The sequence below is a fragment of the Phenylobacterium sp. genome (assembly GCF_025351295.1).
GTDB lineage: Bacteria > Pseudomonadota > Alphaproteobacteria > Caulobacterales > Caulobacteraceae > Phenylobacterium.
In genome coordinates this window covers 32,379-54,935 of sequence record NZ_JANXWD010000013.1, presented here as the reverse complement: position 1 = coordinate 54,935, position 22,557 = coordinate 32,379, and the positions used below count along the sequence as shown (strand labels likewise).

20 protein-coding genes are annotated in these 22,557 nt (G+C 69.6%); 7 read left to right on the top strand and 13 right to left on the bottom strand.

Translation table 11 applies throughout. From position 1 onward, the window contains the following. Nucleotides 1-107 precede the first annotated feature (107 nt). Complete coding sequence (gene oppB / locus Q0R13_RS02140) at nt 108-1,031, bottom strand: oligopeptide ABC transporter permease OppB (protein WP_293898772.1); 924 nt, start codon at nt 1,029-1,031, stop codon at nt 108-110. 110 nt (nt 1,032-1,141) lie between these two features. Here oppB and Q0R13_RS02135 point away from each other — a divergent pair, with 110 nt between their 5' ends. Next, the gene (locus Q0R13_RS02135) at nt 1,142-1,552 is read left to right on the top strand and encodes a TIGR01244 family sulfur transferase (RefSeq protein ID WP_293898769.1); all 411 of its coding nucleotides are present in this window, start codon (nt 1,142-1,144) and stop codon (nt 1,550-1,552) included. Continuing rightward, nucleotides 1,549-2,448 (top strand): MBL fold metallo-hydrolase, encoded by a 900-nt coding sequence (locus Q0R13_RS02130; protein WP_293898766.1) that lies wholly within the window; start codon nt 1,549-1,551, stop codon nt 2,446-2,448. The genes Q0R13_RS02135 and Q0R13_RS02130 overlap by 4 nt, the downstream gene beginning before the upstream one ends. Nucleotides 2,449-2,612: 164 nt before the next feature. Here the strand turns inward: Q0R13_RS02130 and Q0R13_RS02125 are convergent, their stop codons facing one another. The 8 genes from Q0R13_RS02125 to pdxH form a co-directional block, all read right to left on the bottom strand. After that, a complete protein-coding gene (locus tag Q0R13_RS02125) occupies nt 2,613-3,068 on the bottom strand; it encodes a MarR family winged helix-turn-helix transcriptional regulator (protein WP_293898763.1) in 456 nt (151 codons plus the stop codon). Nucleotides 3,069-3,119: 51 nt separating this feature from the next. After that, nucleotides 3,120-3,320, bottom strand: coding sequence for a hypothetical protein (locus Q0R13_RS02120; RefSeq protein ID WP_293898760.1), 201 nt, complete (start codon nt 3,318-3,320; stop codon nt 3,120-3,122). Nucleotides 3,321-3,323: 3 nt separating this feature from the next. Then, the gene (locus Q0R13_RS02115; RefSeq protein ID WP_293898757.1) at nt 3,324-3,674 is read right to left on the bottom strand and encodes a nuclear transport factor 2 family protein; all 351 of its coding nucleotides are present in this window, start codon (nt 3,672-3,674) and stop codon (nt 3,324-3,326) included. Nucleotides 3,675-3,778: 104 nt separating this feature from the next. Further along, the gene (locus Q0R13_RS02110) at nt 3,779-7,126 is read right to left on the bottom strand and encodes a S41 family peptidase (RefSeq protein ID WP_293898754.1); all 3,348 of its coding nucleotides are present in this window, start codon (nt 7,124-7,126) and stop codon (nt 3,779-3,781) included. A gap of 134 nt (nt 7,127-7,260) precedes the next feature. Then, nucleotides 7,261-7,782 carry a GNAT family N-acetyltransferase gene (locus tag Q0R13_RS02105; protein WP_293898751.1) on the bottom strand — a complete coding sequence of 174 codons (522 nt, stop codon included), beginning with the start codon at nt 7,780-7,782 and terminating at the stop codon, nt 7,261-7,263. Nucleotides 7,783-7,786: 4 nt separating this feature from the next. Beyond that, the gene (locus Q0R13_RS02100; protein WP_293898748.1) at nt 7,787-9,427 is read right to left on the bottom strand and encodes a long-chain-fatty-acid--CoA ligase; all 1,641 of its coding nucleotides are present in this window, start codon (nt 9,425-9,427) and stop codon (nt 7,787-7,789) included. Nucleotides 9,428-9,505: 78 nt separating this feature from the next. Next, nucleotides 9,506-10,990 (bottom strand): bifunctional aminoglycoside phosphotransferase/ATP-binding protein, encoded by a 1,485-nt coding sequence (locus tag Q0R13_RS02095; RefSeq protein WP_293898745.1) that lies wholly within the window; start codon nt 10,988-10,990, stop codon nt 9,506-9,508. Beyond that, entirely contained in the window at nt 10,987-11,652 is a 666-nt protein-coding gene (pdxH, locus tag Q0R13_RS02090; RefSeq protein ID WP_293898742.1) for a pyridoxamine 5'-phosphate oxidase, read from the bottom strand. The genes Q0R13_RS02095 and pdxH overlap by 4 nt, the downstream gene beginning before the upstream one ends. Nucleotides 11,653-11,734: 82 nt before the next feature. Between pdxH and Q0R13_RS02085 the strand changes: the two genes are divergently transcribed. Next, nucleotides 11,735-12,427, top strand: a complete 693-nt coding sequence (locus Q0R13_RS02085) for a DnaJ domain-containing protein (RefSeq protein ID WP_293898739.1) — start codon at nt 11,735-11,737, stop codon at nt 12,425-12,427. 201 nt (nt 12,428-12,628) lie between these two features. Here Q0R13_RS02085 and Q0R13_RS02080 read toward each other — a convergent pair whose 3' ends face one another. Continuing rightward, a complete protein-coding gene (locus Q0R13_RS02080) occupies nt 12,629-13,360 on the bottom strand; it encodes a PEPxxWA-CTERM sorting domain-containing protein (protein WP_293898736.1) in 732 nt (243 codons plus the stop codon). 296 nt (nt 13,361-13,656) lie between these two features. On the opposite strand from Q0R13_RS02080, the gene Q0R13_RS02075 reads away from it, so the two are divergent. The 3 genes from Q0R13_RS02075 to Q0R13_RS02065 all read left to right on the top strand — a co-directional run bounded on the left by Q0R13_RS02075 (nt 13,657) and on the right by Q0R13_RS02065 (nt 16,590). Next, nucleotides 13,657-14,739, top strand: coding sequence for an alpha/beta hydrolase (locus tag Q0R13_RS02075; RefSeq protein WP_293898733.1), 1,083 nt, complete (start codon nt 13,657-13,659; stop codon nt 14,737-14,739). A 39-nt stretch (nt 14,740-14,778) separates the two neighbouring features. After that, entirely contained in the window at nt 14,779-15,900 is a 1,122-nt protein-coding gene (gene aroC, locus Q0R13_RS02070; protein ID WP_293898730.1) for a chorismate synthase, read from the top strand. Nucleotides 15,901-16,083: 183 nt separating this feature from the next. Beyond that, nucleotides 16,084-16,590, top strand: coding sequence for a response regulator (locus tag Q0R13_RS02065; protein WP_293898727.1), 507 nt, complete (start codon nt 16,084-16,086; stop codon nt 16,588-16,590). Here Q0R13_RS02065 and Q0R13_RS02060 read toward each other — a convergent pair. From Q0R13_RS02060 to queC, 3 genes are read right to left on the bottom strand one after another with little or no spacing between them, the layout of a single operon-like run. Further along, nucleotides 16,587-17,765: a tetratricopeptide repeat protein gene (locus tag Q0R13_RS02060; RefSeq protein ID WP_293898724.1), complete on the bottom strand. Its 1,179-nt coding sequence runs from the start codon at nt 17,763-17,765 to the stop codon at nt 16,587-16,589. The genes Q0R13_RS02065 and Q0R13_RS02060 overlap by 4 nt on opposite strands. Nucleotides 17,766-17,775: 10 nt before the next feature. Beyond that, nucleotides 17,776-18,408, bottom strand: a complete 633-nt coding sequence (queE, locus tag Q0R13_RS02055) for a 7-carboxy-7-deazaguanine synthase (RefSeq protein ID WP_293898721.1) — start codon at nt 18,406-18,408, stop codon at nt 17,776-17,778. Further along, nucleotides 18,405-19,121: a 7-cyano-7-deazaguanine synthase QueC gene (queC, locus tag Q0R13_RS02050; RefSeq protein ID WP_293898718.1), complete on the bottom strand. Its 717-nt coding sequence runs from the start codon at nt 19,119-19,121 to the stop codon at nt 18,405-18,407. The genes queE and queC overlap by 4 nt, the downstream gene beginning before the upstream one ends. 246 nt (nt 19,122-19,367) lie before the next feature. Here queC and Q0R13_RS02045 point away from each other — a divergent pair, with 246 nt between their 5' ends. Continuing rightward, nucleotides 19,368-22,229: a TonB-dependent receptor gene (locus Q0R13_RS02045; RefSeq protein ID WP_293898715.1), complete on the top strand. Its 2,862-nt coding sequence runs from the start codon at nt 19,368-19,370 to the stop codon at nt 22,227-22,229. Nucleotides 22,230-22,557 lie beyond the last annotated feature (328 nt).

Genomic DNA, 22,557 nt, shown 5'->3' with positions numbered 1-22,557 from the left:
CCGGCGCGCGTCGTCCCACAGGCTGCGGCCCTTGACGGGGGTGGGTGCGGCGGGGGTGGGTGTGGCGGGGGTGGATGTGGCGGGGCCGCCGTCGGCAATGAACACGCTCATGCCAGCCGCACCCGGGGGTCCAACACCGCCAGCAGCAGGTCGGCGACCAGGTTCAGGACCAGGATCAGGGCCGCATAGACGATCACCATCCCCATCACCACGGTGTAGTCGCGCTGCAGCGCACTGATCACGAAGAACTTGCCCAGGCCCGGCAGGTTGAAGATCCGCTCCACCACCAGCGAGCCGGTGATCAGGCCGGCGCAGGCCGGGCCCAGGTAGCTGACCAGGGGCAGCAAGGCGGCGCGCAGGGCGTGCTTGCCGACGATCAGGCGTTCCGGCAGGCCCTTGGCGCGGGCGGTGCGGATATAGTTGGCGTGCAGCACCTCGATCATCCCGGCCCGGGTCAGCCGTGCGATGATGGCGATCTGCGGCAGGGCCAGCACCGTCACCGGCAGCACCATGTTGACCAGCGCCCCGTCGTTCCACCCCGCGGTCGGCAGCCAGCCGAGGTTGGACGCGATGACCAGCACCAGCAGCGGCGCGGTGACGAAAGTCGGGATGCAGACGCCCAGGATGGCCACCGCCATCACCGCATCGTCGGTCAGCCGGTTCTGGCGCAGCGCCGCCATCACCCCCAGGCTGACGCCCACGATCGAGGCGATCACGATGGCCGAAAGCCCGAGCTTGAGGGAGACCGGGTAGTTCTCCTTGATGATGTCGAGCACCGACTTGTCGCGGTATTTCAGCGACGGCCCCAGGTCGCCCTTGGCCACGCCCACCAGGTAGTCGACGTACTGGGCGCCAAGCGGCTTGTTCATCCCGTACTTGGCCAGCACGTTGGCCTCGATCTCCGGCAGCAGCTTGCGGTCGCCGTCGAAGGGGCTGCCGGGCGCCGCGCGCATCATGAAGAAGGCGGCGGTGATCACCAGGAACAGGGTCGGGATCGCGACCAGGAGGCGCCGGCCGATGTAGCGGAGCATGGGGCTGGGAGAGCCTTTGCGCAGAGCGATTTGAGGGCCGGACGTTGCGAAAATTCCACCCACCCCCGATGATGTCAACGAAGGGCCCACAAAGGCGGGTAGCGAGTATCATGAGCGACTTCCGAAACGTCACCGACGACTTCACCACGGCGCCGCAGATCAGCATCGCCGATGTGGCCGAGGCGGCCCGCCAGGGCTTCAAGACCCTGATCAGCAACCGCCCCGACGGCGAGGAGCCCGGCCAGCCGACCGCGGCCGAGATCGCCGTGGCGGCAGAGGCCGCAGGCCTGGCCTTCCACCACATCCCGGTACGCGGCGCGCCCACGCCGGAACAGGTGGAGGCGACCAAGGCCGTGCTGGCGGAGGCCGACGAGCCGGTGCTGGCCTTCTGCCGCTCGGGCACTCGGTCGATCATCACCTGGTCGCTCAGCCAGGCGACGTCGGGGGCGATGAGCCGCAGCGACCTGGTCGGCCTCGGCCGCGCCGCCGGCTATGACCTCTCGGGCGTGCTCGGCGCATGATCCCGTATGTCCGCGAGATCGAGATCGAGTACGGCCGTTGCGACCGGGTCTCGCCGCTGATCCGGCGCGTCACCGCCAACAATCCTGGGCCGTTCACCTTCAAGGGCACCGGCACTTACATCGTCGGCCAGGGCGAGGTGGCGGTGATCGACCCCGGTCCGGACGACCCGGCGCACCTGGAGGCGATCCTGGCGGCGGTGGCCGGCGAGACCGTGACCCACATCCTGATCACCCACCACCACTCCGACCACTCGCCGCTGGCGGGCGCGCTGAAGGCGGCGACCGGGGCCACGATCTACGGCTGCGCCGTCGCCGGCCATGAGGAGGAAGACACCGGCGAGGTGAAGATGGAGGCCGGCCACGACCACGACTTCAAGCCCGATGTCACGCTCTGCGAGGGGGGGACGGTGCAGGGCAATGGTTGGACGATGGAGGCGATCCCGACGCCCGGCCACACCTCCAACCACATCTGCTATGCGCTGAAGGAGGAGAACGGCCTGTTCTCCGGCGACCACATCATGGGCTGGTCGACCACGGTGATCACTCCGCCCGACGGCGACATGAGCGACTACCTGGCCAGCCTGGAGGTGATCCGCGCGCGCAACTTCGCCACGCTGTGGCCCACCCACGGCCCGCCGATCCGCGAGGTCGACGCCTTCATCGCCGCCTATGCCGAACACCGCCAGGAGCGGGTCGACCAGATCCTTGGCGCCCTGAAGGCCGGTCCCGCCCGCATCCGCGACCTGGTGCCCCGGCTCTACGCCGACGTGGACGCACGCCTGCACCCAGCGGCGGCGCGCTCGATGCTGGCGGCGATGATCCACCTGGTGCGGCAGGGCGCCCTGGCCACCGACGGCGCGCCCGGCCCGGACAGCGCGTACCGCCTGGCCGCCTAGGGCTACAACTAGGCTCCAACTTTCCCCGGCTTGCGGAGGAAATGTCGCCAAGGCCATAGGCGGGCGACAATGGGGGAAGTCGCAGGAGTCCTCACTCGCACTTCCCCCATCGACCCTCGCCTTCGGCGTCGGGCCACTTCCCCCCGAGGGGGAAGGATTAAGCCCTACGCCCTCGCCGCCAGGGACTGGAGGTCGCGGCGGATCCTTGCAGGGTCCGCGCCGTCGAGGTCGACTTCCAGGGCAGCGTGCGCCTCGCGCCACAGCGGCAGGGCCGCGGCGAGGCGCGTGCGGCCCTGCGGCGTCAGGGCGATGCGGCGGGCCCGGCGATCCTGGCCATCGACACGGACCTCCGCCAGCCCCTGCCGGACCAGCGGCTTCAGGGCGCCGGTCAGGGTGGTGCGGTCGGTCCCGAGCAGCGTCGCCGCCGCGCCCATGGTCGCCGGCTCCGGCCCGTTCAGCGCCATCATCAGCGAGAACTGGCCGTTGGTCAGCCCGGCCGGCCGCAGCGCCTCGTCGAAGCGGCGCGCCAGCCCGCGGGCCGCCCGCTGGGCATGCAGGCACAGGCACGTATCCCGCACCTGCAGGGTGGTCTCGAACGACACGGTGGAGAGGTGAGCCACCGCGCCTTATGTTGCTAACAACCTATCTGGTCAACTCCGCCGGCCCGGCCCTCACGGCTTGGCCGGCGCAGGGGGCGCGGTCGTGGCGGCGGGGGCCGCCGGCTTCGCGACCACGGCGTGGGGGACCGTGCCTGCCCAGGTCCAGCCCGCGATCTTCCAGGCGCCGTCGGCCTTGTGCAGGGCCAGGGCCATGTGGGCAGGCTCGATGGTGGGCTTGCCACGGACCTTGTAGGTGTAGGTGACGGCGACCACGACCTAGGCGTCATCGCCGCTGATCGTGACCACGTCGGCCCGGTTGAAAGTGACCTTCTCGGCGCTTAGGCCCGCGCCTTTGTCGTGCTTGTCCAGATCGCCCGCCCAGGCCTGGAAGGCGCCGGGGCCGCGCCATAGGTGCGGCGGGACCTCGTCGATGATCGAGACGTCGGCCGCATAGGTGGCCTCGGCGGCGGGGATATCGCCCTTGTTGAAGGCGTTGAGGAAGGTCCGCACCGTAGCCAGGGGCCCGGCGTCGGCCATCTTCGCGGCCAGGGCGGGGGCGCCGACGGCGAGGCCAAGAACGCCCGCGGCCATGGGCAGCATGCGGGCAAGACGCAGTGTGTTCAGCATCGGGATTTCCCCCTTGGGGTTGGACGGACACCAGTCCGATCCACGGTAGACCCGCTGTGTCGTGGCGCAAGGCGGCGTGCGGGCACGTGGGGCACGGCGCGGCGTCAGTTTCCCGGCAGCACCGGCTTGCGGTCGGGATAGGCGGGGCGGACGAACTTCGCCGGCGGGGTCTTGCCGAGGGCGTCCAGCGCCACCGCGACGGCACGCTCCAGCTGCGGGTCGGCGCCGCTGCGCATGGCGGCCGGGTCCTGCTCCACGTCCACATCCGGCGGGATGCCCAGGTTCTCTACCTCCCACTGGCCGCGGGTGCCGTAGAGCGCCCAGCGCGGGGCGGTGACCGTGCCGCCGTCGATCAGCGGCGGATAGTTGCCGATGCCCACCAGCCCGCCCCAGGTGCGCTTGCCGACCAGGGTCCCGGCCGCATGGAAGCGGAACAGATAGGGCAGCGCGTCGCCGCCGGAGCCGCTGAGCTCGTTGATCAGCATCACCTTGGGTCCGAAGATCGCCTGCGCGGGCTCGACCACCTCTTCGCCCTCGCGGGTGGCGTTGACGAAGTTCGGCGTGCGGCCCAGCTGCTCGACGATGTAATCGGCGATCTGGCCGCCGTGGTTGAAGCGCTCGTCGATGATCGCGCCCTGCTTGCCGACCTGGGCGTAGTAGTAGCGGTTGAAGTTGGCGTAGCCGCCGGTGGCGGTGTCCGGCAGGTAGACATAGGCCAGCCGGCCGCCGGACAGCCGGTCCACCTGCTGGCGGTTGGCCTCCATCCAGCTGCGCAGGCGCAGCGCCGTTTCGCTGGCGACCGGGACGACCGTGACCTTGCGTGCGCCGGTCCCGTCGGCCTTCGGCCCCACGGTGATCACCGTCTGCTTGCCGGCCAGGCCCTCGAAGGCGCGATAGACCTCTGCGTCGGCGGTGACCTCGCGACCGTTCACCGCCAGCAGGTATTCGCCCTCCGCCACATTGACGCCCGGCTGGCTGAGCGGCGCCTGCAGGCTGGGGTTCCAGTTCTCGCCGCGCAGGATGCGCTTGATCCGATAGCGGCCGGCATCGACGTCATAGTCGGCGCCCAGCAGGCCGACCTTGACCTGCGTCTGGCTCGGCAAGGCGCCGCCGCGCACGAAGACGTGGCCCAGGCCCAGCTGGCCGGTCATCTCCTCGAACAGGGTGTTCAGGTCCTGACGGCCGGCCAGCCCGTCCAGGAACGGCGCATAGACCTTTTCCGCCCGCGCCAGGTCCAGGCCCTGGGCCTTCGGGTCGTAGAGGAAGTCCCGCTCGATGCGCCAGGTCTCATGGTACATCTGCCGCCATTCGGCGCGCGGATCGACCCACACCGACAGGTCGGCCAGCTTCAGCTTGGTCTCGTCGGCGGGCTTGGGCGGCTTCTCGCTGGCGGCCAGGGTCCACTGGTTCTGGCGGGCGTAGAGGATCTTGGAGCCGTCGGCCGAGACGGCGGCCGAACCGTTGTCGATCCCCTCGACCAGATGCTCGTTCTTCCGGGTCTTCAGGTCGAAGCGGAACAGGGTCTGGTCGGGTCCGCCCTGAGCGGCGTTCTGGTCCTCGTCCGAGATCGACAGCGGCTCGGTGACGGTGAAGACGATGCCGTCCGTACCGGTCATCAGGTCGGCGAAGCGGGCGTGCGGGATCGGCAGGGCCACCACCCGCTGGTCCAGGTGGTCGAAGTCGATACGCGTCTGTTTCACCGGTTTCGCGGCGGCTTCGGCGGCGGCCTTCTTGGCGGTCTTGGGCGTCTCGTCCTTGTCGGTGGTCGGCTTGACCGCCCCGGGCTTGGCCTCCTCCGGCTTGCCCTCCTCGTCGCTCTCGGGCCCGACCGGCGAGGCCTGGTCCTTGCGCAGGACCACCGCATAGACCGCCGCGTCCGCCGGCCGGGCATAGCTGGACATGTCCAGCCAGCCGGCGCCCAGGCCGGTGCTGGTGCTGGCGGTGAAGTAGAGATAGTCGCCGCTGCGGTCGAACCGGGGCGAGGCCGCATCGCTGAGGCCGTCGGTGACCTGCACGCTCTTGCCGCTGTCCAGCGAATAGACGAACGCCGCGTGCAGGTGGCTGGGCAGCTGCTTGGTGTAGGCGATCCAGCGGCTGTCGGGCGACCAGCCGGTGTCGGGGCGATAGAGCGGGCTGTCGAACAGGTCGGTGTCGATCTTCACCGGCGCCCCGCCCTTGGCCAGATCGACCATCCAGACCATCAGCCGCTTGTCGAAGAACACGAGCTTCTGGCTGTCGGGCGCCCAGCGGGGCGCATAGAAGAACGACGGCGGGTCGCCCAGGGCGATCTTCTTCACCGGCCCCTGCCCGTCGGCGGCGCGGATGTGCAGGGCATATTCCCCGGACTCGTCGGAGAACCAGGCCACCTGCTTGCCGTCCGGCGAGGCGGCGGGGTCGCGGTCGGCGACGCCCGGGCTCTGGGTGAGGTTGCGGATATCGCCCTTCTCGGCGGGGGCGGAGAGGATCTCGCCGTGCGCCTCGATCAGCACCCGCTTGCCGGCCGGCGTCAGCGCGACGTGCAGGATCTGGTCGGGCTTCAGCGGCTCGAAGCGGGGGCGCAGTTGCGGCAGTTCGGCCGAAAGGCTGACCGGCACGGTGTGCGACCGGCCGCTGGCGGTGTCGTAGATCTTCAGCGCCCCGAAGGCGTCGTAGACGATGCCGCCCGGCCCGGCGCTGGCCGAGGCGACGTCTAAGCCGTGGGCGTTGTCCACCAGCGGCTTCACAGCCTTGGTCCTGGTGTCGAAGGCATAGAGGCTGACCGGGCCGTTGCGGTCGGACAGGAAGTAGATACTGTCGCCGACCCACATCGGGTTGCGGTCGTTGGAGTTCTCGCGCGGGATCTTCTCGACGGTGGAGTCGGCCAGGTTGGCGATCCAGATGTGCATTGTCGCGCCGCCGCGATAGTTCTTCCAAGCCGGCTGCGGTGCGTAGAACGGCAGGTAGGCCAGGTGCGTCCCGTCGGGCGAATAGCTGCCCACCTCGCCGGACGGCAGCGGCTCCATCCGGGCCGGGCCGCCGGTCATGGCGATCGTGAACAGGTTGTCGGTGTCGCGGTTGGTGGCGCGCGGACTGCTGAATAGGATGCGCTTGCCGTCGGGCGTCCAGCCCAGCGCGATGTCGCCGCCGGGGTGCCAGGTCAGGCGGCGCGGCTCGCCGCCGGCGGCGGGCACGACATAGACGTCCAGGTTGCCGTCGTAGCGGCCGCTGAAGGCGATCCAGCGCCCGTCCGGCGAGAAGACCGGCCGGCTGTTCTGGCCCTGGCCGACCACCACCGCGGTCGCCTTGCCGCCGTCACGCGGCACGGTCCAGATCTCGCCGGCGTAGTCGAAGGCGATCTGGCTGGCCGAGAGGCTGGGGTGCTGCAGCAGCCGCGGCGGATCGGCGGCCATCGCCCCGCTGACCCACGCCGCCGCCAGAACGGCCGCAGCCGCGCCCCACAAGCCCTTGCGCATCGACATGTCCCCTGACTGAGGCCGGGGAGATTGGTCGCCGGCCCGGCGGGGGTCAAGCCGGGCAAATTCCTAAGCCAAACCCACCCTGTCGCCAAGGACCGCCAGGAGGTCGATCGACCCGAGGTTCGCCATCGCTACAGGCCGCGCTCAAGCACGTCGAAGTAGAGGCCGTCCTGCGTCGGCCGGCCGAACCGCTGGTCGTCATAAGGGAAGGGCTTGGTCTCGCCGGTCACCGCATAGCCGCGGCGTAGGTACCAGGCGATCAGGGTCTCGCGCTGATGGATGACCGTCATGCGCATGCGGGTCGCGCCGCGCGCCCGGGCGTAGGCCTCCGAGGCGGCGAGCAGGGTGCGGCCCAGCCCCGCGGCCTGGCGGTCCGGCCGCACGGTCAGCATCCCAAGGTACCAGGCGCCGTCCGCCGCCGGGTCCAGCCAGACGTGGCCCAGATGATCGCCCGCCGCGTCGCGCCAGATCAGCAGATGGGCGTCGGGGTTGGCGGCCAGGTCGTCGCGCAGCAGCGGCTCGCTGATCCGCTCGCCCTCGATCATGTCCTCGACGTTCCAGCTCGCCTGCGGCCCGGTCTCCCGGAAGGCGCGGTTGGTCAAGGCGACGATCTCCGGATAGTCGGCCTCGGTCGCCCGTCGCAGCTCGGCCATGGCCCTACGCGGTCGCCTTGGCCTTGGCGGTGGGCAGGACGTAGTCCTTCATGCGGTCGCGGATCAGCTTCTTGTCGATCTTGCCGGTGGCGCCCAGCGGGATGTCGTCGACGAAAACCACGTCGTCGGGGGTCCACCACTTGGCGATCTTGCCCTCCAGGAAGGCCAGGAACTCGTCCTTCGTCCCCTGTTCGCCGGCCTTGAGCTTGACCAGCAACAGGGGGCGTTCGTCCCACTTGGGATGCAGCACGCCGATCACGGCGGCCAGCTCGGCCTTGGGGTGGCCCATGGCGATGTTCTCGATCTCGATGGAGGAGATCCATTCGCCGCCGGACTTGATCACGTCCTTGGCGCGGTCGGTGATCTGCATGAAGCCATGCTCGTCCAGGGTCGCCACGTCGCCGGTGTCGAAGAAGCCGGCGTCGTCAAGGATCTGGCCGCCGTCGCCGCGGAAATACGCGCCCGCCACGAACGGCCCGCGGACCTTGAGCTTGCCGAAGGTGGTCCCGTCATGCGGCAACTCGACCCCGGCGTCGTCCTGCAGTTTCAGCTCGATGGCGATGGGCGGCCGGCCCTGCTTCAGCTTGTAGCGAAGCTGCTCCTCCTCGCCCATCGCGGCGATGGCGGCGTTGGGCGTGGCCTGGGTGCCGAGCGGCGAGGTCTCGGTCATGCCCCAGGCGTGGGTGACGTCGACGCCATATTCGTCGCGGAAGCCACGGACGATCGCCTCCGGCACCGCCGACCCGCCGATCACCACCCGCTTCAGCGTGCTGAGTGTGCCGTTCGTCTGGCGCAGATGGGTCAGCAGCATCTGCCAGACGGTGGGCACCGCGGCGGAGAAGGTGACGCCCTCGGTCTCCAGCAATTCGTGCACCGAGGCGCCGTCCAGCTTCTGGCCGGGCATGACCAGCTTGGAGCCGGCCGCGGGTCCGGAGAGCGCCAGGCCCCAGGCGTTGGCGTGGAACATCGGCACCACCGGCAGCACCGTATCGCGCGCCGAGATGCCCAGCACGTCGACGCCCATGGTCACCAGGGTGTGCAGGAAGTTCGAGCGGTGGGAGTACAGCACCCCCTTCGGATGGCCCGTCGTGCCCGAGGTGTAGCAGAGCCCCGCAGCGGTGTTCTCGTCGAAGCCGCCCCACGCGCAGTCGGCGGAGTTCTGGTCGATCAGGGTCTCGAAGCAGAGCGCGCCGGGAAAGCCGCCCATGTGGCCTTCATCGGTCATGACGATGAAATGCTTCACTGTCGGCAGCTTGGCGCGGTTCTCGATCAGTATCGGCAGGAAGGTCAGGTCGGTGAAGATCACCTGATCCTCGGCGTGGTTGATGATGTAGCAGAGCTGCTCGGCGAACAGCCGCGGGTTCAGGGTGTGGCAGACCGCGCCGATCCCCATGATCCCGTACCAGGCCTCGATGTGGCGGCCGGTGTTCCACGCCAGGGTCGCGACCCGGTCCCCGGCCTGGATGCCCAGCCCCTTCAGCGCGTTGCTGAGCCGCTTCGCCCGGTCGTGGATCCGGGCGTAGGTGGTGCGCACGATCGGGCCCTCGATCGAGCGGCTGACCACCTCGCGGCTCCCATGCCAGTGGTTGGCGTGGTCGATGATCTTGTCGACCGTCAGCGGCCAGTTCTGCATCAGGCCCAGCATGGCCATCTCTCCCCACGACTTATCGCGTGTCTGTCAGCCGCTAGGCTTAGTCAGCGCAGGCCGCTTCGGCAACGCGCCTCAGCCCAGCCAGGCCCGGACCGCGGCTTCGGCAGGGATCGTGGCGTCCGCCTTGCGCCAGGCAACCGGCCGCAGCCGCGCCACCTGATCGCGCAGCACGGCGACTGTGGCGTCGGAGGCGTCGCCCGTGCGGCCGGCGACCCGGGCTTCCAGGACCTCCAGCGGCGCATCGAGCCAGGCCGGCCGGAACGCGACTCCGCATTCGGCCGCCAGCGCCTCGGCGCGGGCTCGCAGGACGGGGTCGATGAAGGTGGCGTCCAGCAACACCGCCCGCCCGGCCCGCAGGAGTGCGCGGGCGTCATCGAGCAGGGTGTCGTAGGTCCGGATGTCGAATTCGGCGCTGTAGGAGGACGAGGGCAAGATCTCGGTGGGCGCCACGTTCATCAGCCGCTTGCGGATTTCGTCAGTGCGCAGGATCACCGCCCCCGGCGAACCGCCGAGGCCTGGCGCGACGGCGCGGGCGAAGGTCGACTTGCCCGAACCGGACAGGCCGCCCACCGCCGCCAGCACCGGCGGCGACGGCGACAGGTGGGCGATGGCGGCCTCGACATAGGCCGCGGCGTCGGCGAGCTCGCCGGAGTGCGCCGAGACGTGGGCGCGGACGCCGGCGCGGACAGACAGCATCAGCGGCAGGGCGGCCAGGCCCTCCCGGAGCCCGGCCGGGAAGCTGCGGGCGGCCTCGTCGAGATAGCCGCTGAGCGCGCGCACGGCGGCGTCGCGGCGGCCGCGGAAGTCCAGGTCCATCAGCAGGAATGCCAGGTCGTACTGGACGTCCAGGTCGGACAGCAGGTCGTTGAACTCGATGCAGTCGAAGAGCACCGGCCGGCCGGCCTCCATCAGGATGTTGCCCAGGTGCAGGTCGCCGTGGCAGCGCCGCGCGAAGCCCGCGACGGTGCGGGCGGCCAGCAGTGGGCGCTGGCGCTCCAGTTCCGCCTCGGTCAGCGCCGTCATGTGCTCGACGCGGGCCTGGTCCAGCCCGGGGCAGGTCTCGCGCAGCAGCTGGGCATTGGAGCCGACCGTGAAGGCCAGGGCGGAGAGACCGCCTTCCGGGCGCGGCGGCGCGGCGGCGTGGAAGCCGGCGATGGCGCGGCCCAGGACCTCCGCCATGTTGCCGTCAACCGACTCCGGCTTGGCCGAGAGCACCTCGCGCTCATCGAAGCGGCGCATCTCCAGGGCGTATTCGACTGTCTCGCCGCGGCCTGCCAGGGCCAGGGAGCCGTCGGCCTCGCGGGTGATCGGGCGGACGGCGCGGTAGATGTCCGGCGCGGCCGTTTGGTTGAACGCCAGTTCGCGGTCCAGGGCCCACAGGCGCTTGGCCGGGGTCGAGAAGTCGGCATAGCCCAGGTCGACGTGGCGCTTGATCTTGAACGCGGCCTCGGCCCCCAGGAACACATGGGCGCAGGCCGTGTCGATGGTCCGCTCGGTACGCCCGCCCATCCAGGCGATGATTTCCGCCTCGAGCCCGACGGGCCGGGCGCCACTCAAGGAAACAGCCGGCGCGTGGTCCAGCCGCCCTCGGCCCGCTCGAACAATAGCCGCTCGTGCAGGCGGAACGGGCGGTCGCGCCAGAACTCCATGGCCTGGGGTTCAACGCGGAACCCGGACCAGTGGGGCGGGCGCGGCACCTTGCCCAGGCCGAAGCGCAGACCGACCTCGGCGATCCGCTTCTCGAGCGCCAGCCGGTCCGGAAGGGTCCGCGACTGCTCCGAGGCCCAGGCGCCCAGCTGGGCCGGCCGCGCGCGGGTGGCGAAATAGGCGTCGGCCTCGGCATCGCTGACAGGCGAGACAGCCCCCCGAACCCGCACCTGGCGGCGCAGCGACTTCCAATGGAACAGCAGCGCCGCCTTCGGACTGGCGGCCAGCTCGCGGCCCTTGGCGCTCTGCAGGTTGGAGAAGAACACGAAGCCCGCCGCGTCCACGCCCTTCAGCAGCACCATGCGCACGTCCGGCAGGCCGCTCTCGTCGACCGTCGCCAGGGACATGGCGTTGGCGTCGTTCGGCTCTTTGCTCACCGCCTCGGCGAGCCAGCCGTCGAACAGGGCGTAGGGGTCCGTCTCGCTGAGCAGCGGCGGCGGCTCCGCGGCGGTCACCTGGCGGACGTAGTCGTCCTCGCTGGGTGACGGGGGAATGAGGGTCTTGTCGGTCACGTCACCGCCTATAGCGCGCCCGGCGGCGGGCGCGCGAGGCCTTAACGGAGCGTTGAGGGCGTTTACCCTAAGGTTCCGGATCATGAGTCGGACCGCGACTGACCTGACCCTGAAGGACGCCCGCGAAGTGCTGGGCGTCAGCTCCGCCTCGACCCCCGCCGAGGTGCGGCAGGCGTTCCGCGACGCCGCCAGGCGGGCCCATCCCGACGCCGGCGGCGGCGACGGCGCCTTCCAGCAGGTGGTGGAGGCCTACCGCCGCCTGCAGGACCCGCTGAGCGAGCGCTTCGTCCAGCCCCCGCTGCGCGCCCGGCCGACCCCCGACCCCGACCTGGAAATCTCCCCGCGCCTGGCGCTGGAAGGCGGCGAGGCGGACCACCGGACGCCGGACGGGTCGATAATCCGCATCACCCTGCCGGCCGGCCTGCGCTCCGGCGACAAGGTGCGGGCCGGTGAGCTGGAACTCTGCGTCTATATCCGCGCCATGGACGGCGTAATCGTCCGCGGCGACGACCTCTGGATGACGGTCAAGGCGCCGCCGGCGGTGCTGAAGAAGGGTGGCCGGGTCAGCCTGGAGACCCCGCTGGGCCCCCGCAGCGTATGGATCGACCGCAAGGCCGCCGAGCGCGGCCTGGTGCGGGTGGAGGGCGAGGGCCTGCCCGCCCGAGGCCGCCGCCCCCACGGCCACCTGTTCATCCGCCTCTGCGCCGCGACCGGCATGGCCGACAGCGCGGCCCTGGCCCTGCTCCGCCGCTTCGCCGCCGCCTGGGCCGCCTAGAGCGCGTCAGGCGAAAGTGGATCCCGGTTTCGCCGCCCGACGCGCTCTAATTCAAAGCGTTGGAGCCTTTTTATCTGGTTCAAGTGCGTCCACTTGAACCAGAAAGGCTCTAAGCGTCTACCCAAGACGACAAAGGCGAGGCCGCTCGCGCGGCCTCGCCCTGAAGTCCGGCGGGACAGGGCCCGCGTGGCGTCGAATGGCTTAGGCGACCGCCGCGCGCCGGCGACGGAGCATCGCGCCCGCGCCGCCAAGGCCCAGCAGCATCATCGCCCAGGTCGCCGGTTCGGGCACGCTGCCCGTCAGGGAGACGCCGTCCAGCGCCGCGATCGGCGGCTGGCCGTTTGGCGTGCCCTTGGAGAGGAAAGTCAGGGCCTGGCTGGCGCTCGTGGCGATAAAGCTGAAGTGCCCCTTCTTCCAGCCCGAGAACTGGCCGCTGGGCACCGCCAGCGTCTCCGTCTCGAAGGTCTGGCCGCCGAAGGTCACGGCCAGCTTCTCGGTGGTGTCGCCGGCGCGGTTGCGCAGTTGGCCGGCGGCCCAGTCGAAGGTCAGGTCGTAGCTTTTGCCGATCGTCAGGCCGCCGATCGTCTGGGTGACCTGGCCCGAGTAGTCGGTATCGCCATCGAGCGCGACGAAGTTGCCGCCGTTCGGGCTCAGCGCGTTGAAGGTGTCGTAGAAGTAGCCCAGGCCATCGCCGAACTGGTTCACGGCATTCACGCTGTGTTGGGTGCCGCCGAAGTAGTAGAACTGCAGGTGATTGCCGCCGAGACCTGACCAGTTGGCAACGCCCTGGCCGCCGAAGCCGGCGCCGAATTGCGTGTTTGACGTGTAGGACGTGTCCTCGAAGCCGCCGTTTGCGACCAGGTTGGCGGCCTGGGCGGCGGTCGCCGACACCAGGAGAGACGCGGCGATGGCCGCGGTTGCGAAGAGCTTCATGTGGACGAACCCCGTGTCGGTTTAAGCCAGACTTGGACCCGCGGCCCGAATAGGCGCGGTTTCAACGCCGCATTAACCACGGCGCAACCGGGCCTCACATGCGATTCCCCCAGGGCGCGAGCCGGTCCGGCACGGCCGAGGCTGCAGCGCCCCGTCGCAGGCTGGCGACGAATACCTGACTACTCTTGAGAGACGCCGCGCCTGGCCAGCGACGCCGGCTGTATGACCGCGATTTAACCGGCTCCCGCTGCGCCGCTCGGCTAGGCTTGAGCGTCCCCGATCGCGCGGAGCGGAAAATGCGGCGAGTGCCTGGAGTTTGCGGATCGGTTGCGGCGGCGCTGCTGCTGCTGGCGGGCGCCGCCCAGGCCGGACCGGTCGGCGAACGCCACCTGCAGACCACCGACGCCACGGCGGCGCTGCGCGACGCCGAGCACCGGTCGACGGTGCGGGTGACGGTCTGGTACCCGGCGGCGGCCGGCGCGGTGGAAGAGCGCATCGACATCGGCCCGCCGGGCAGGCCGCTGTTCCTGGTCGGCGCCGTCGGCGCCGACGCAGCCTTCGCCGACAGCCGGCCGCGGCCTGTGATCCTGTTCTCCCACGGCTTCGGCGGCTCGGCGCGGATGATGGGCTGGTTCGGCACGGCGCTGGCCCGGGCCGGCTATGTGGTGGTGGCCGCCGATCACCCCGGCAACAACGCCCTCGACAAGATGACCCCCGCCGGCGCGATCCTGTCCTGGGACCGCGCCCAGGACCTGCGCGCGGCGCTGGACCGGGCGGCGGCCGACCCGACGGTCGGGCCGCACCTGGACCTCAAGCGGCTGGGGGTGGCGGGGTTCTCGGCCGGCGGCTTCACGGCCCTGGTCTCGGCCGGCGCCCCGGTCGACATGGGCCGCTTCATGGTGTTCTGCGGCCAGCACCCCGCCGACGGGGTCTGCGCCCCACAGAAGGAATTCGCCGTGTCCGTGGAAGACAGGCAGCGGGCGCTGGCCGCCCCGGAGTTGCTCGCCGAGGTCGCCCACGCCAGCGACGACCACACGATTCCGGGCGTCCGTGCCGCCTTCGCCATCGCCCCGGCCATCGTGCAGGCCCTGCCGCCCGAGGGGCTGGCGCGGATGAAGGTCCCGGTCGCCATCCTGCTGGGCGACGCCGACTCGGTCGCCCCGCCAGACACCAACGGCCGCGTGGCCGCCGCGGCGATCCCCCACGCCCAGCTCAAGGAACTGCCGGGCGTCGGGCACTACGACTTCCTGGGCGCCTGCACCCCGGCGGGCGTAGCGGTCGCACCCGTCTGCAAGGTCGCCGTCCCGCAGGACCTGACGCACCAGACCGCCATCGACATGGCCCTGGCGTTCTTCGGCGAGACGCTGGGCGCGCCGTAGTTTGGTTCGGCGCGAGGGTTCCGCTAGAAGCGCCTCGTCATGTCGCACAATACCTTCGGCCACCTCTTTCGCGTGACCACCTGGGGCGAGAGCCATGGGCCGGCGCTGGGCTGCGTGGTCGACGGCTGCCCGCCCGGCATCGGGCTGACCGAGGCCGACATCCAGCCCTGGCTGGACCGCCGCCGGCCGGGCCAGGGCAAGTTCGTCACCCAGCGCCAGGAACCGGACGCGGTGCGCATCCTCTCCGGCGTTTTCCAGGACGACCGCACGGACGGGCAGGTCACCACCGGCACGCCGATCTCGATGATCATCGACAACCTCGACCAGCGCAGCCGCGACTATTCAGAGATCGCCACCGCCTTCCGGCCGGGCCACGCGGACTACGCCTACTTCGCCAAGTACGGAGTGCGCGACTATCGCGGCGGCGGGCGGCAGTCGGCGCGGGAGACCGCGGCGCGGGTGGCGGCCGGGGCCATCGCGCGCAAGATCCTGGCCGGCGTCGCCATCCGGGGCGCGGTGGTGCAGATCGGGCCCTACGCGGTCGACCCGGCGAAGATCGATTTCAGCATCACCGGTGACAATCCATTCTGGGCGCCGGACCCCGACATCGTGCCGGTCTGGGAGGCGCACCTGGAGCAGATCCGCAAGGCTGGCTCCTCCACCGGAGCCATCGTCGCCGTGGAAGCAACCGGTGTTCCCCCCGGCTGGGGTGCGCCGGTCTACGGCAAGCTGGACGCCGAGCTGGCGGCAGCCTGCATGTCGATCAACGCCGCCAAGGGGGTGGAAATCGGGGCCGGGTTCGCCGCCGCCGCGCTCACCGGCGAGCAGAACGCCGACGAGATGCGGATGGGCAATGATGGGCCGATGTTCCTGTCCAACAGCGCCGGCGGCATCCTGGGCGGCATCTCCACCGGCCAGGCGGTGAGGGTGCGCGTCGCCTTCAAGCCCACTTCCTCGATCCTCACCCCGCGGTTGAGCCTGAACGAGGCCGGCGAGGAGATCGAACTGCGCACCAAGGGCCGCCACGACCCCTGCGTGGGGCTGCGCGCCGTGCCCGTGGTGGAGGCCATGATGGCCTGCGTCCTGGCCGACGCCTACCTGCGGCACAGGGGCCAGACCGGCGGCGGGGCGCACGCCCCGAACACGGCACCCGGGGGTTGAATTTCAATTCAGTAACAACTTAGTGGGGCGTCAAGCATTTGATCGAACGATGGTTTCTGTTCAGATACCAACGATATTCGATTGACCGCCGAACACGGGTCGCCTTAATCCCCCCCGGTCCGCCGTCCGCATCTCGCGGTCAGGTGAGTCGCCCCGGCAGAGTGGATCGGTTAGCAAGGCCAAGTGCGTTACGACCTGCTGAAAATCCTCCTGGTGGACGACAACCACTACATGCGGGTTCTGCTCGGCGAGATCCTGCGCGCCATCGGCGTGAAGGACATCTGCGAGGCCAATGACGGGGCCGAGGGCCTGCAGATGATGCGGGATCATCCCATCGACGTGGTGATGACCGACCTCAGCATGCAGCCCCTGGACGGGATCGACTTCGTCCGCCTGCTGCGCAATTCGCCCGACAGTCCCAACCAGCTGGCCCCGGTGATCATGATCACCGGCCACTCCACCATGGCGCGGGTGGCCGAGGCGCGCGACGCCGGGGTGAACGAGTTCCTGGCCAAGCCGCTGACCGCCCGTGGCGTGATCGAGCGCCTGCACCAGGCGGTGGAGCATCCCCGCGCGTTCGTCCGCACCGACGACTACTTCGGGCCCGAGCGGCGGCGGCGCGTCGATCCCAACTTCCGCGGCCCTTTCCGACGCTCGACCGACGAGAAGAAGGACGCGCCCGCCTCTTAGAGCGCGGTCAGGTCGCGCTTCACCTGCGCCACCACCGGCGCCCAGTCGTTGGGGATTGCCTGGCGATAGAGGCGCGCGCTCGGGTACCAGGGCGAGGTCGCGCGGCCCTGCATCCAGCGCCAGTCCGCATGGCGCGCCGGCAGCAGGATCCACACCGGCTTGCCCATCGCGCCCGCCAGGTGTGCCACCGAGGTGTCGATGGTGATCACCAGGTCGAGGCCGGCGATCAGGTCGGCGGTCGCCTGGAAATCCCCCGCACCGGTGTCGGCCGGATCGAGGCTGATCGCCCCTGGCAGCGCCAGCAGCTCCGCGCCGGCGGCCTCGGACAGCGAGCGTTCCGGATGCGGCAGGGCGTTGCCGCGCCACATGACCCCGACGCCGCCCCGGCGGGTCGGGGTCCCGGTGAAATAGGGCCCCTGGGGCAGGGTCTCGGGCGTCACCCCGAAGCGGAGCGGCAGGGAGAACGGCAGGGTCCAGTAGTCGTGCGGCCCGGCGTCCCAGGGGCCGGTGACCGGCAGGTAGTCGACCGGCATCTGGCGAAACAGCCGCTCGAGGGCGGGCGGGCCCGCATAGGTGACCTTCGCCGCTCCCAGCATCGGCAGGAAGCGGGCCAGCATCAGCTGGTCGCCGAACCCCTGCTCGCGCCAGATGAACAGCCGCTTGCCGGCCAGTGGCTCTCCTTGCCATTCCGGGGCCGGGAACCCGCGGCCCACCGCCTTGGCGGGATCGGGGCGCAGCCCATCGTAGAGCGGCCAGCCCTCCGTGAAACGGCCCAAGCCCAGCAGCGCATAGCCCAGCGACAGGCGCAACTCCGCCTCGTCGGGCTGGCGGGCGATGGCCTCGCGCAGCAGGGGCTCGGCCTTGTCGAAGGCGCTGAGCGCCATGTGGCAGCGCGCGACCCCCACCCGCGGCGGATCCGGCGCGACGCCCAGGTCCAGCGCCCACTGGAAGCACGGCAGGGCCTCATCCGGCCGGTCGGTGTTGTAGAGCAGCCAGCCCAGGTTGTTGGCGGTCTCATGGTCGTGCGGCGCGTTGTCGAGGACGACGCGATAGAGCGACTCCGCCTTGCCGGTGTCGCCGGCCTTGTGCAGCGCCAGCGCCCGCTGGAACATCGCCTCGCCCACGACGTCGCGCTGCGGGCCGGCCTGGGGACTCTCGGGGTCGGAGGGGCTCATCGGGCGGGGGTCAGGCGATGCCGAGGTACTTGTGCGTCTGCACGCTGAGCCGCCAGCGCGGGTGGGCCAGGCAATAGGCGATGGCGGCCCGGGTATTGGCCTCGCGGTCGGGGCTGTCCATCGGCTGCAGCAGGAAGCGTTCGAACGCCAGGCCCTCGAAGCGGGCCGGATCGACGCCGGCCTGCGGATAGACCAGCTTCAGCTCCTGGCCCTCGGTCTGGACGACGGCGGCGTCGGCCTTCGGGCTGACGCAGAGCCAGTCGATCCCGGGCGGCGCCGGCAAGGTGCCATTGGTCTCCAGCGCGATGGCGAAGCCGCGGGCGTGCAAGGCGGCGACCAGCGCCGGGTCCACCTGCAGCAGCGGCTCGCCGCCGGTCAGCACCGTCAGTCGGTCGTCCGGGCCGCCCCGCCAGGCGGCCTCCACCGCGCCGGCCAGGGCCTCGGCGTCGGCGAAGCGCCCGCCGCCCGGCCCGTCCATCCCCACGAAGTCGGTGTCGCAGAAGCTGCAGACGGCGCCGGCGCGGTCCTGCTCGCGCCCCGACCAGAGATTGCAGCCGGCGAAGCGGCAGAAGACCGCCGGACGCCCCGCTTGGCCGCCCTCCCCCTGCAGGGTCAGGAAGATCTCCTTCACCGCGTAACTCATGCCGCCAGTTCCGGCCGCCCGTCGCCGAGCCAGCCCTCGAACCCGCGCTGCCGCAGCTCGCACGCCGGACAGGCGCCGCAACCATAGCCCCAGGGGTGCAGGGTCCCGCGGTCGCCGCGGTAGCAGGTGTGAGTCTCCTCGATGGTGATCGCCACCAGCCGCTCGCCGCCCAGGCCCTTGGCCAGGCCCCAGGTCTGCGCCTTGGTGAGGGCCATCAGCGGGGTCTCGAGGATCAGGTCGCGCTCCATCCCCAGACGCAGCGCCTGCTGCAGGGCATCCAGCGTCTCGCGCCGGCAGTCGGGATAGCCGGAGAAGTCGGTCTCGCACATCCCGCCCACCAGGGCCGTCAGGCCGCGCCGGTCGGCCAGGGCGGCGGCGTAGATGAAGAACACCAGGTTGCGCCCGGGCACGAAGGTCGACGGCAGGCCGCGGTCGGTGATCTCGATGGCCCGGTCGGCGGTCAGCGCCGAGTCGGCCACCGCGCCGAACCCGCGCAGGTCCAGCACATGGTCCTCGCCCAGCCGCGCCGCCCAGTCGGGGAACTCGTGGACCAGACGCGCGCGAACCGCCTGCCGGGCCTGCATTTCCACCCCGTGGCGCTGGCCGTAGTCGAAGCCGACCGTCTCGACCCGCGCATGGCGTTCCAGGGCCCAGGCGAGGCACGCCGTGGAATCCTGGCCGCCGGAAAACAACACGAGGGCGCCTTGGTTCATCGGCTTCATATGGGCCGTAAGCCACCGCTGGAAAAGCGGACCTTGCGGCAGCTTTGGTGGCTCCAGCGCCACACTGGCGCGCGCAATCCCTTACGCGGCCTAGCCTTGCGTTGACAGTTTGTCACGGGGAGCCGAGCTTCCGGCCGCTGAACGGGGGGCGCCGCCGCCTCCCCGCCGGATATTCTTTTCGCGGCGTGACGGCGTCTACGGGCCAGGACAAGAGCTCGGGAGCCCTGGGAGGAACTTATGTCGGATACCCGTACTCTTCGGAGCTGGCTGGCCGTGGGCGTTTGCGCCGCGGCGATCACGGCCGTGGCCATGCCGGCCATGGCCCAAACCAGCTCCAGCGCCAGCTCCAACTCGAATGTCATCGAGGAACTGGTCGTCACCGCGCAGAAGAAGGAGGAGGCCCTCCAGGACGTGCCGATCGCCGTCTCGGCCTTCGACCAGAACGCGCTCGAGAAATCCAAGATCGACGGCGGCCCCAACCTGGTGCTGGCCGTGCCGAACGTGAACTTCTCCAAGGGGAACTTCACCGGCTACAACTTCCAGATTCGCGGCATCGGCTCGAAGCTGGTCTCGGGGTCCGGCGACGCAGGCACCGGCATCCACCTCAACAACGCCCCGCTGATCGCCAACAACCTGTTCGAGACCGAATTCTACGATGTGGAACGGGTCGAGGTGCTGCGCGGTCCGCAGGGCACGCTCTACGGCCGCAACGCCACCGGCGGCGTGGTCAACCTGCTGACCGCCAAGCCCACCGACACCTTCGCGGCCAACATCCGCGCCGAATACGGCAACTACAACGCCAGGAAGGCCCGTGGGATGATCAACATTCCGCTGGGCGACATGTTCGCCGTGCGCCTGGCCGGCACCTATCTGAAGCGCGACGGCTTCGGGACTAACATCGTCACCGGCAACGACGCCGACGACCGTGACCTGTTCGGCGCGCGCGCCACCATCGCCTTCCATCCGACCGACAAGTTCCGGGCCTGGGCGATGTGGGATCACTTCGAAGAGGACGACAACCGTTCGCGGATCGGCAAGCAGATCTGCAGCAAGGACAACGGTCCGGCCAACGTCGGCGGCGTGAACTACTCCTCCGCGGCCGGCGGCCTGGTCGGCCAGATCGAGCGCGGCTTCTTCAGCCAGGGCTGCAACGCGACGTCGCTCTATGCCGCTGACCGGTTGGGCACGGTGAACTCTCAGGCGACCCTGGGCGGCCTGTTCGGCGCCCTGGCCGGCTTCCAGACCGGCGACGCCTATGCCGGCAAGGTCCAGACGCCGGGCATCCGCGACATCGAATCGACCTTCGACCCGACCTACAAGTCGAAGACCGACATCTACGAATTCAACGCCGAGTTCGAGGTCACCCCGGACATCAAGATGACCTGGCTGACGGCCTACACCTACTACAAGCTGAACACGCGCCAGGACTACAACCGCTACACCCCCAGCGTGCCGTTCAACACCACGCCTAATCCGGTGAACGTCCTCGCGGGCGTGCCTGGCTACGCCCAACTCTATGCGTCGCTGTTCCCGGGCGGCGTGATCAACGACCCGCAGAACGGAGCCTTCAACCGCTTCACCACCAGCGATTTCTCGACGGCCTATACCGAGCAGTGGAGCCACGAGATCCGGTTCCAGTCGAGCTTCGACGGGCCCTGGAACTTCAACATCGGCGGCATCTTCACCCGCTTCCAGGGCACCGGCGACTACTTCGTGATGTTCAACACCGGGACCGGCTACTACCAGGCAAACAACCAAATATTCGCCGGTAATGCCAACTGCACCAGTGGCCCCGCTTGCGTAGCCATCGATCCCAAAAAGGATCCGACGCGCCTAGGCCACAACTACTATGACAACTACGGCCCCTATGACCTGACGTCCTATGCCGCGTTCGGCGAGCTCTACTGGCAGATGGCGCAGAACTTCAAATGGACCCTGGGCCTGCGCTATACGGTCGACCGGAAGGAAGTCGAGAACCACTCCGTCACGCTGGGCACGCCCGGCAGCGGCATCGGCGGCCCGTCCGCCGGCCAGGATGCCATCCTGAAGGCCAAGTTCTCGGAACCGACCGGCCGCTTCGGCTTCGACTGGAAGCCGCACACCGGATTCACCGACGAGACTCTGCTCTATGGCTTCTATTCGCGCGGCTACAAGGCCGGCGGCCTGAACCCGGCCTTCAGCCCCGGCATCGGGGTCGTGCCGATCAGCCCGACGTTCAAGCCCGAGTTCATCGACAGCTTCGAGGTCGGGACCAAGAACACCCTGCTCAACGGCACCCTGCAGGTGAACGCCACCGGGTTCTATTACAACTACAAGGGCTACCAGGTTTCGAAGATCATCAACCGGACCTCGATCAACGAGAACATCGACGCCCGGGTCATGGGTGCGGAGTTCGAGTCGATCTGGCAGCCGCTGGACGGTCTGCGCTTCAACGCGCAGATCGGCTACCTCGACACCAAGATCAAGAACGCCAATTCGATCGACACCTTCGACCGCACCCAGGACAATCCGGGTCTGACGCTGGTGAAGTCGAACGCCGCCTCAAACTGCGTGGTCTCCACGGCGGCGGCGGCGACGGCGCTGACGATCGCCAACGCCACCAACCCGTTCAACATCCTGGGGGTCTGCTCCCTGGCCTCCGCGGCCGGCGCGGGCACCAACATCGGCGGGACGGGGGCGATCGCAGCCGGCACCAACGTCTTCGGCGGCCTGGTCAGCGAGGGCGTGCCGGTGGCCCTGAGCGGCAACAAGCTGCCCAACGCCCCGCACTGGACCGTCTCGCTGGGCGCCCAGTACACTTGGCACGTCCTTGACAACTGGGATGCCATCCTGCGCGGCGACTACTACCATCAGACCCAGTCGTTCGCGCGGATCTACAACAGCAACGCCGACCGCATTCACGCCTGGGATAACGTCAACCTGACGCTCACGGTCGAGAACAAGGACCTGGGCGTCGAGGTCGGTGGCTTCATCAAGAACGTCACCAACGAGAAGGCGATCACCGACTTCTACCTGACCGACGACAGTTCCGGTCTGTTCCGCAACGCCTTCTACACCGATCCGCGCACCTACGGCGTCTCGGTCACCAAGCGCTGGTAGAAGCCAACCGTCCAGGGCACTGCCTTTCAGGGGCGGCGGAGCGATCCGCCGCCCCTCTTTCATGGGCGCTTCTAGACCGATTTGACGATCCGGTATGGCTTGAGCGACTTGTGACCCGCCGCGATCCCTTGGCCCACAAGGGTTCGGTGACCGTTGTTCAGTTTTGCGCTCACAATTCGAAAATGCGGTCTTTTCGCCACAGTTGGCCAAAAGGCGTGGCCAAAAGGCGTAACTCATCAGCGATAAGTTGACGCCGCGCGCAGCCCGGTTTGAGGGTCCGCGCCCCGGACGCCTCCCCGCGTCCGCTTCAACAATCAACAGACCACGA

Coding starts and splice junctions, on each gene's coding strand:
- oppB (WP_293898772.1), bottom strand. CDS start 1,031: ATGCTCCGCTACATCGGCCGGCGCCTCCTGGTCGCGATCCCGACCCTG.
- Q0R13_RS02135 (WP_293898769.1), top strand. CDS start 1,142: ATGAGCGACTTCCGAAACGTCACCGACGACTTCACCACGGCGCCGCAG.
- Q0R13_RS02130 (WP_293898766.1), top strand. CDS start 1,549: ATGATCCCGTATGTCCGCGAGATCGAGATCGAGTACGGCCGTTGCGAC.
- Q0R13_RS02115 (WP_293898757.1), bottom strand. CDS start 3,674: ATGCTGAACACACTGCGTCTTGCCCGCATGCTGCCCATGGCCGCGGGC.
- Q0R13_RS02110 (WP_293898754.1), bottom strand. CDS start 7,126: ATGCGCAAGGGCTTGTGGGGCGCGGCTGCGGCCGTTCTGGCGGCGGCG.
- Q0R13_RS02105 (WP_293898751.1), bottom strand. CDS start 7,782: ATGGCCGAGCTGCGACGGGCGACCGAGGCCGACTATCCGGAGATCGTC.
- Q0R13_RS02100 (WP_293898748.1), bottom strand. CDS start 9,427: ATGCTGGGCCTGATGCAGAACTGGCCGCTGACGGTCGACAAGATCATC.
- Q0R13_RS02085 (WP_293898739.1), top strand. CDS start 11,735: ATGAGTCGGACCGCGACTGACCTGACCCTGAAGGACGCCCGCGAAGTG.
- Q0R13_RS02080 (WP_293898736.1), bottom strand. CDS start 13,360: ATGAAGCTCTTCGCAACCGCGGCCATCGCCGCGTCTCTCCTGGTGTCG.
- Q0R13_RS02075 (WP_293898733.1), top strand. CDS start 13,657: ATGCGGCGAGTGCCTGGAGTTTGCGGATCGGTTGCGGCGGCGCTGCTG.
- aroC (WP_293898730.1), top strand. CDS start 14,779: ATGTCGCACAATACCTTCGGCCACCTCTTTCGCGTGACCACCTGGGGC.
- Q0R13_RS02060 (WP_293898724.1), bottom strand. CDS start 17,765: ATGAGCCCCTCCGACCCCGAGAGTCCCCAGGCCGGCCCGCAGCGCGAC.
- queE (WP_293898721.1), bottom strand. CDS start 18,408: ATGAGTTACGCGGTGAAGGAGATCTTCCTGACCCTGCAGGGGGAGGGC.
- queC (WP_293898718.1), bottom strand. CDS start 19,121: ATGAACCAAGGCGCCCTCGTGTTGTTTTCCGGCGGCCAGGATTCCACG.
- Q0R13_RS02045 (WP_293898715.1), top strand. CDS start 19,368: ATGTCGGATACCCGTACTCTTCGGAGCTGGCTGGCCGTGGGCGTTTGC.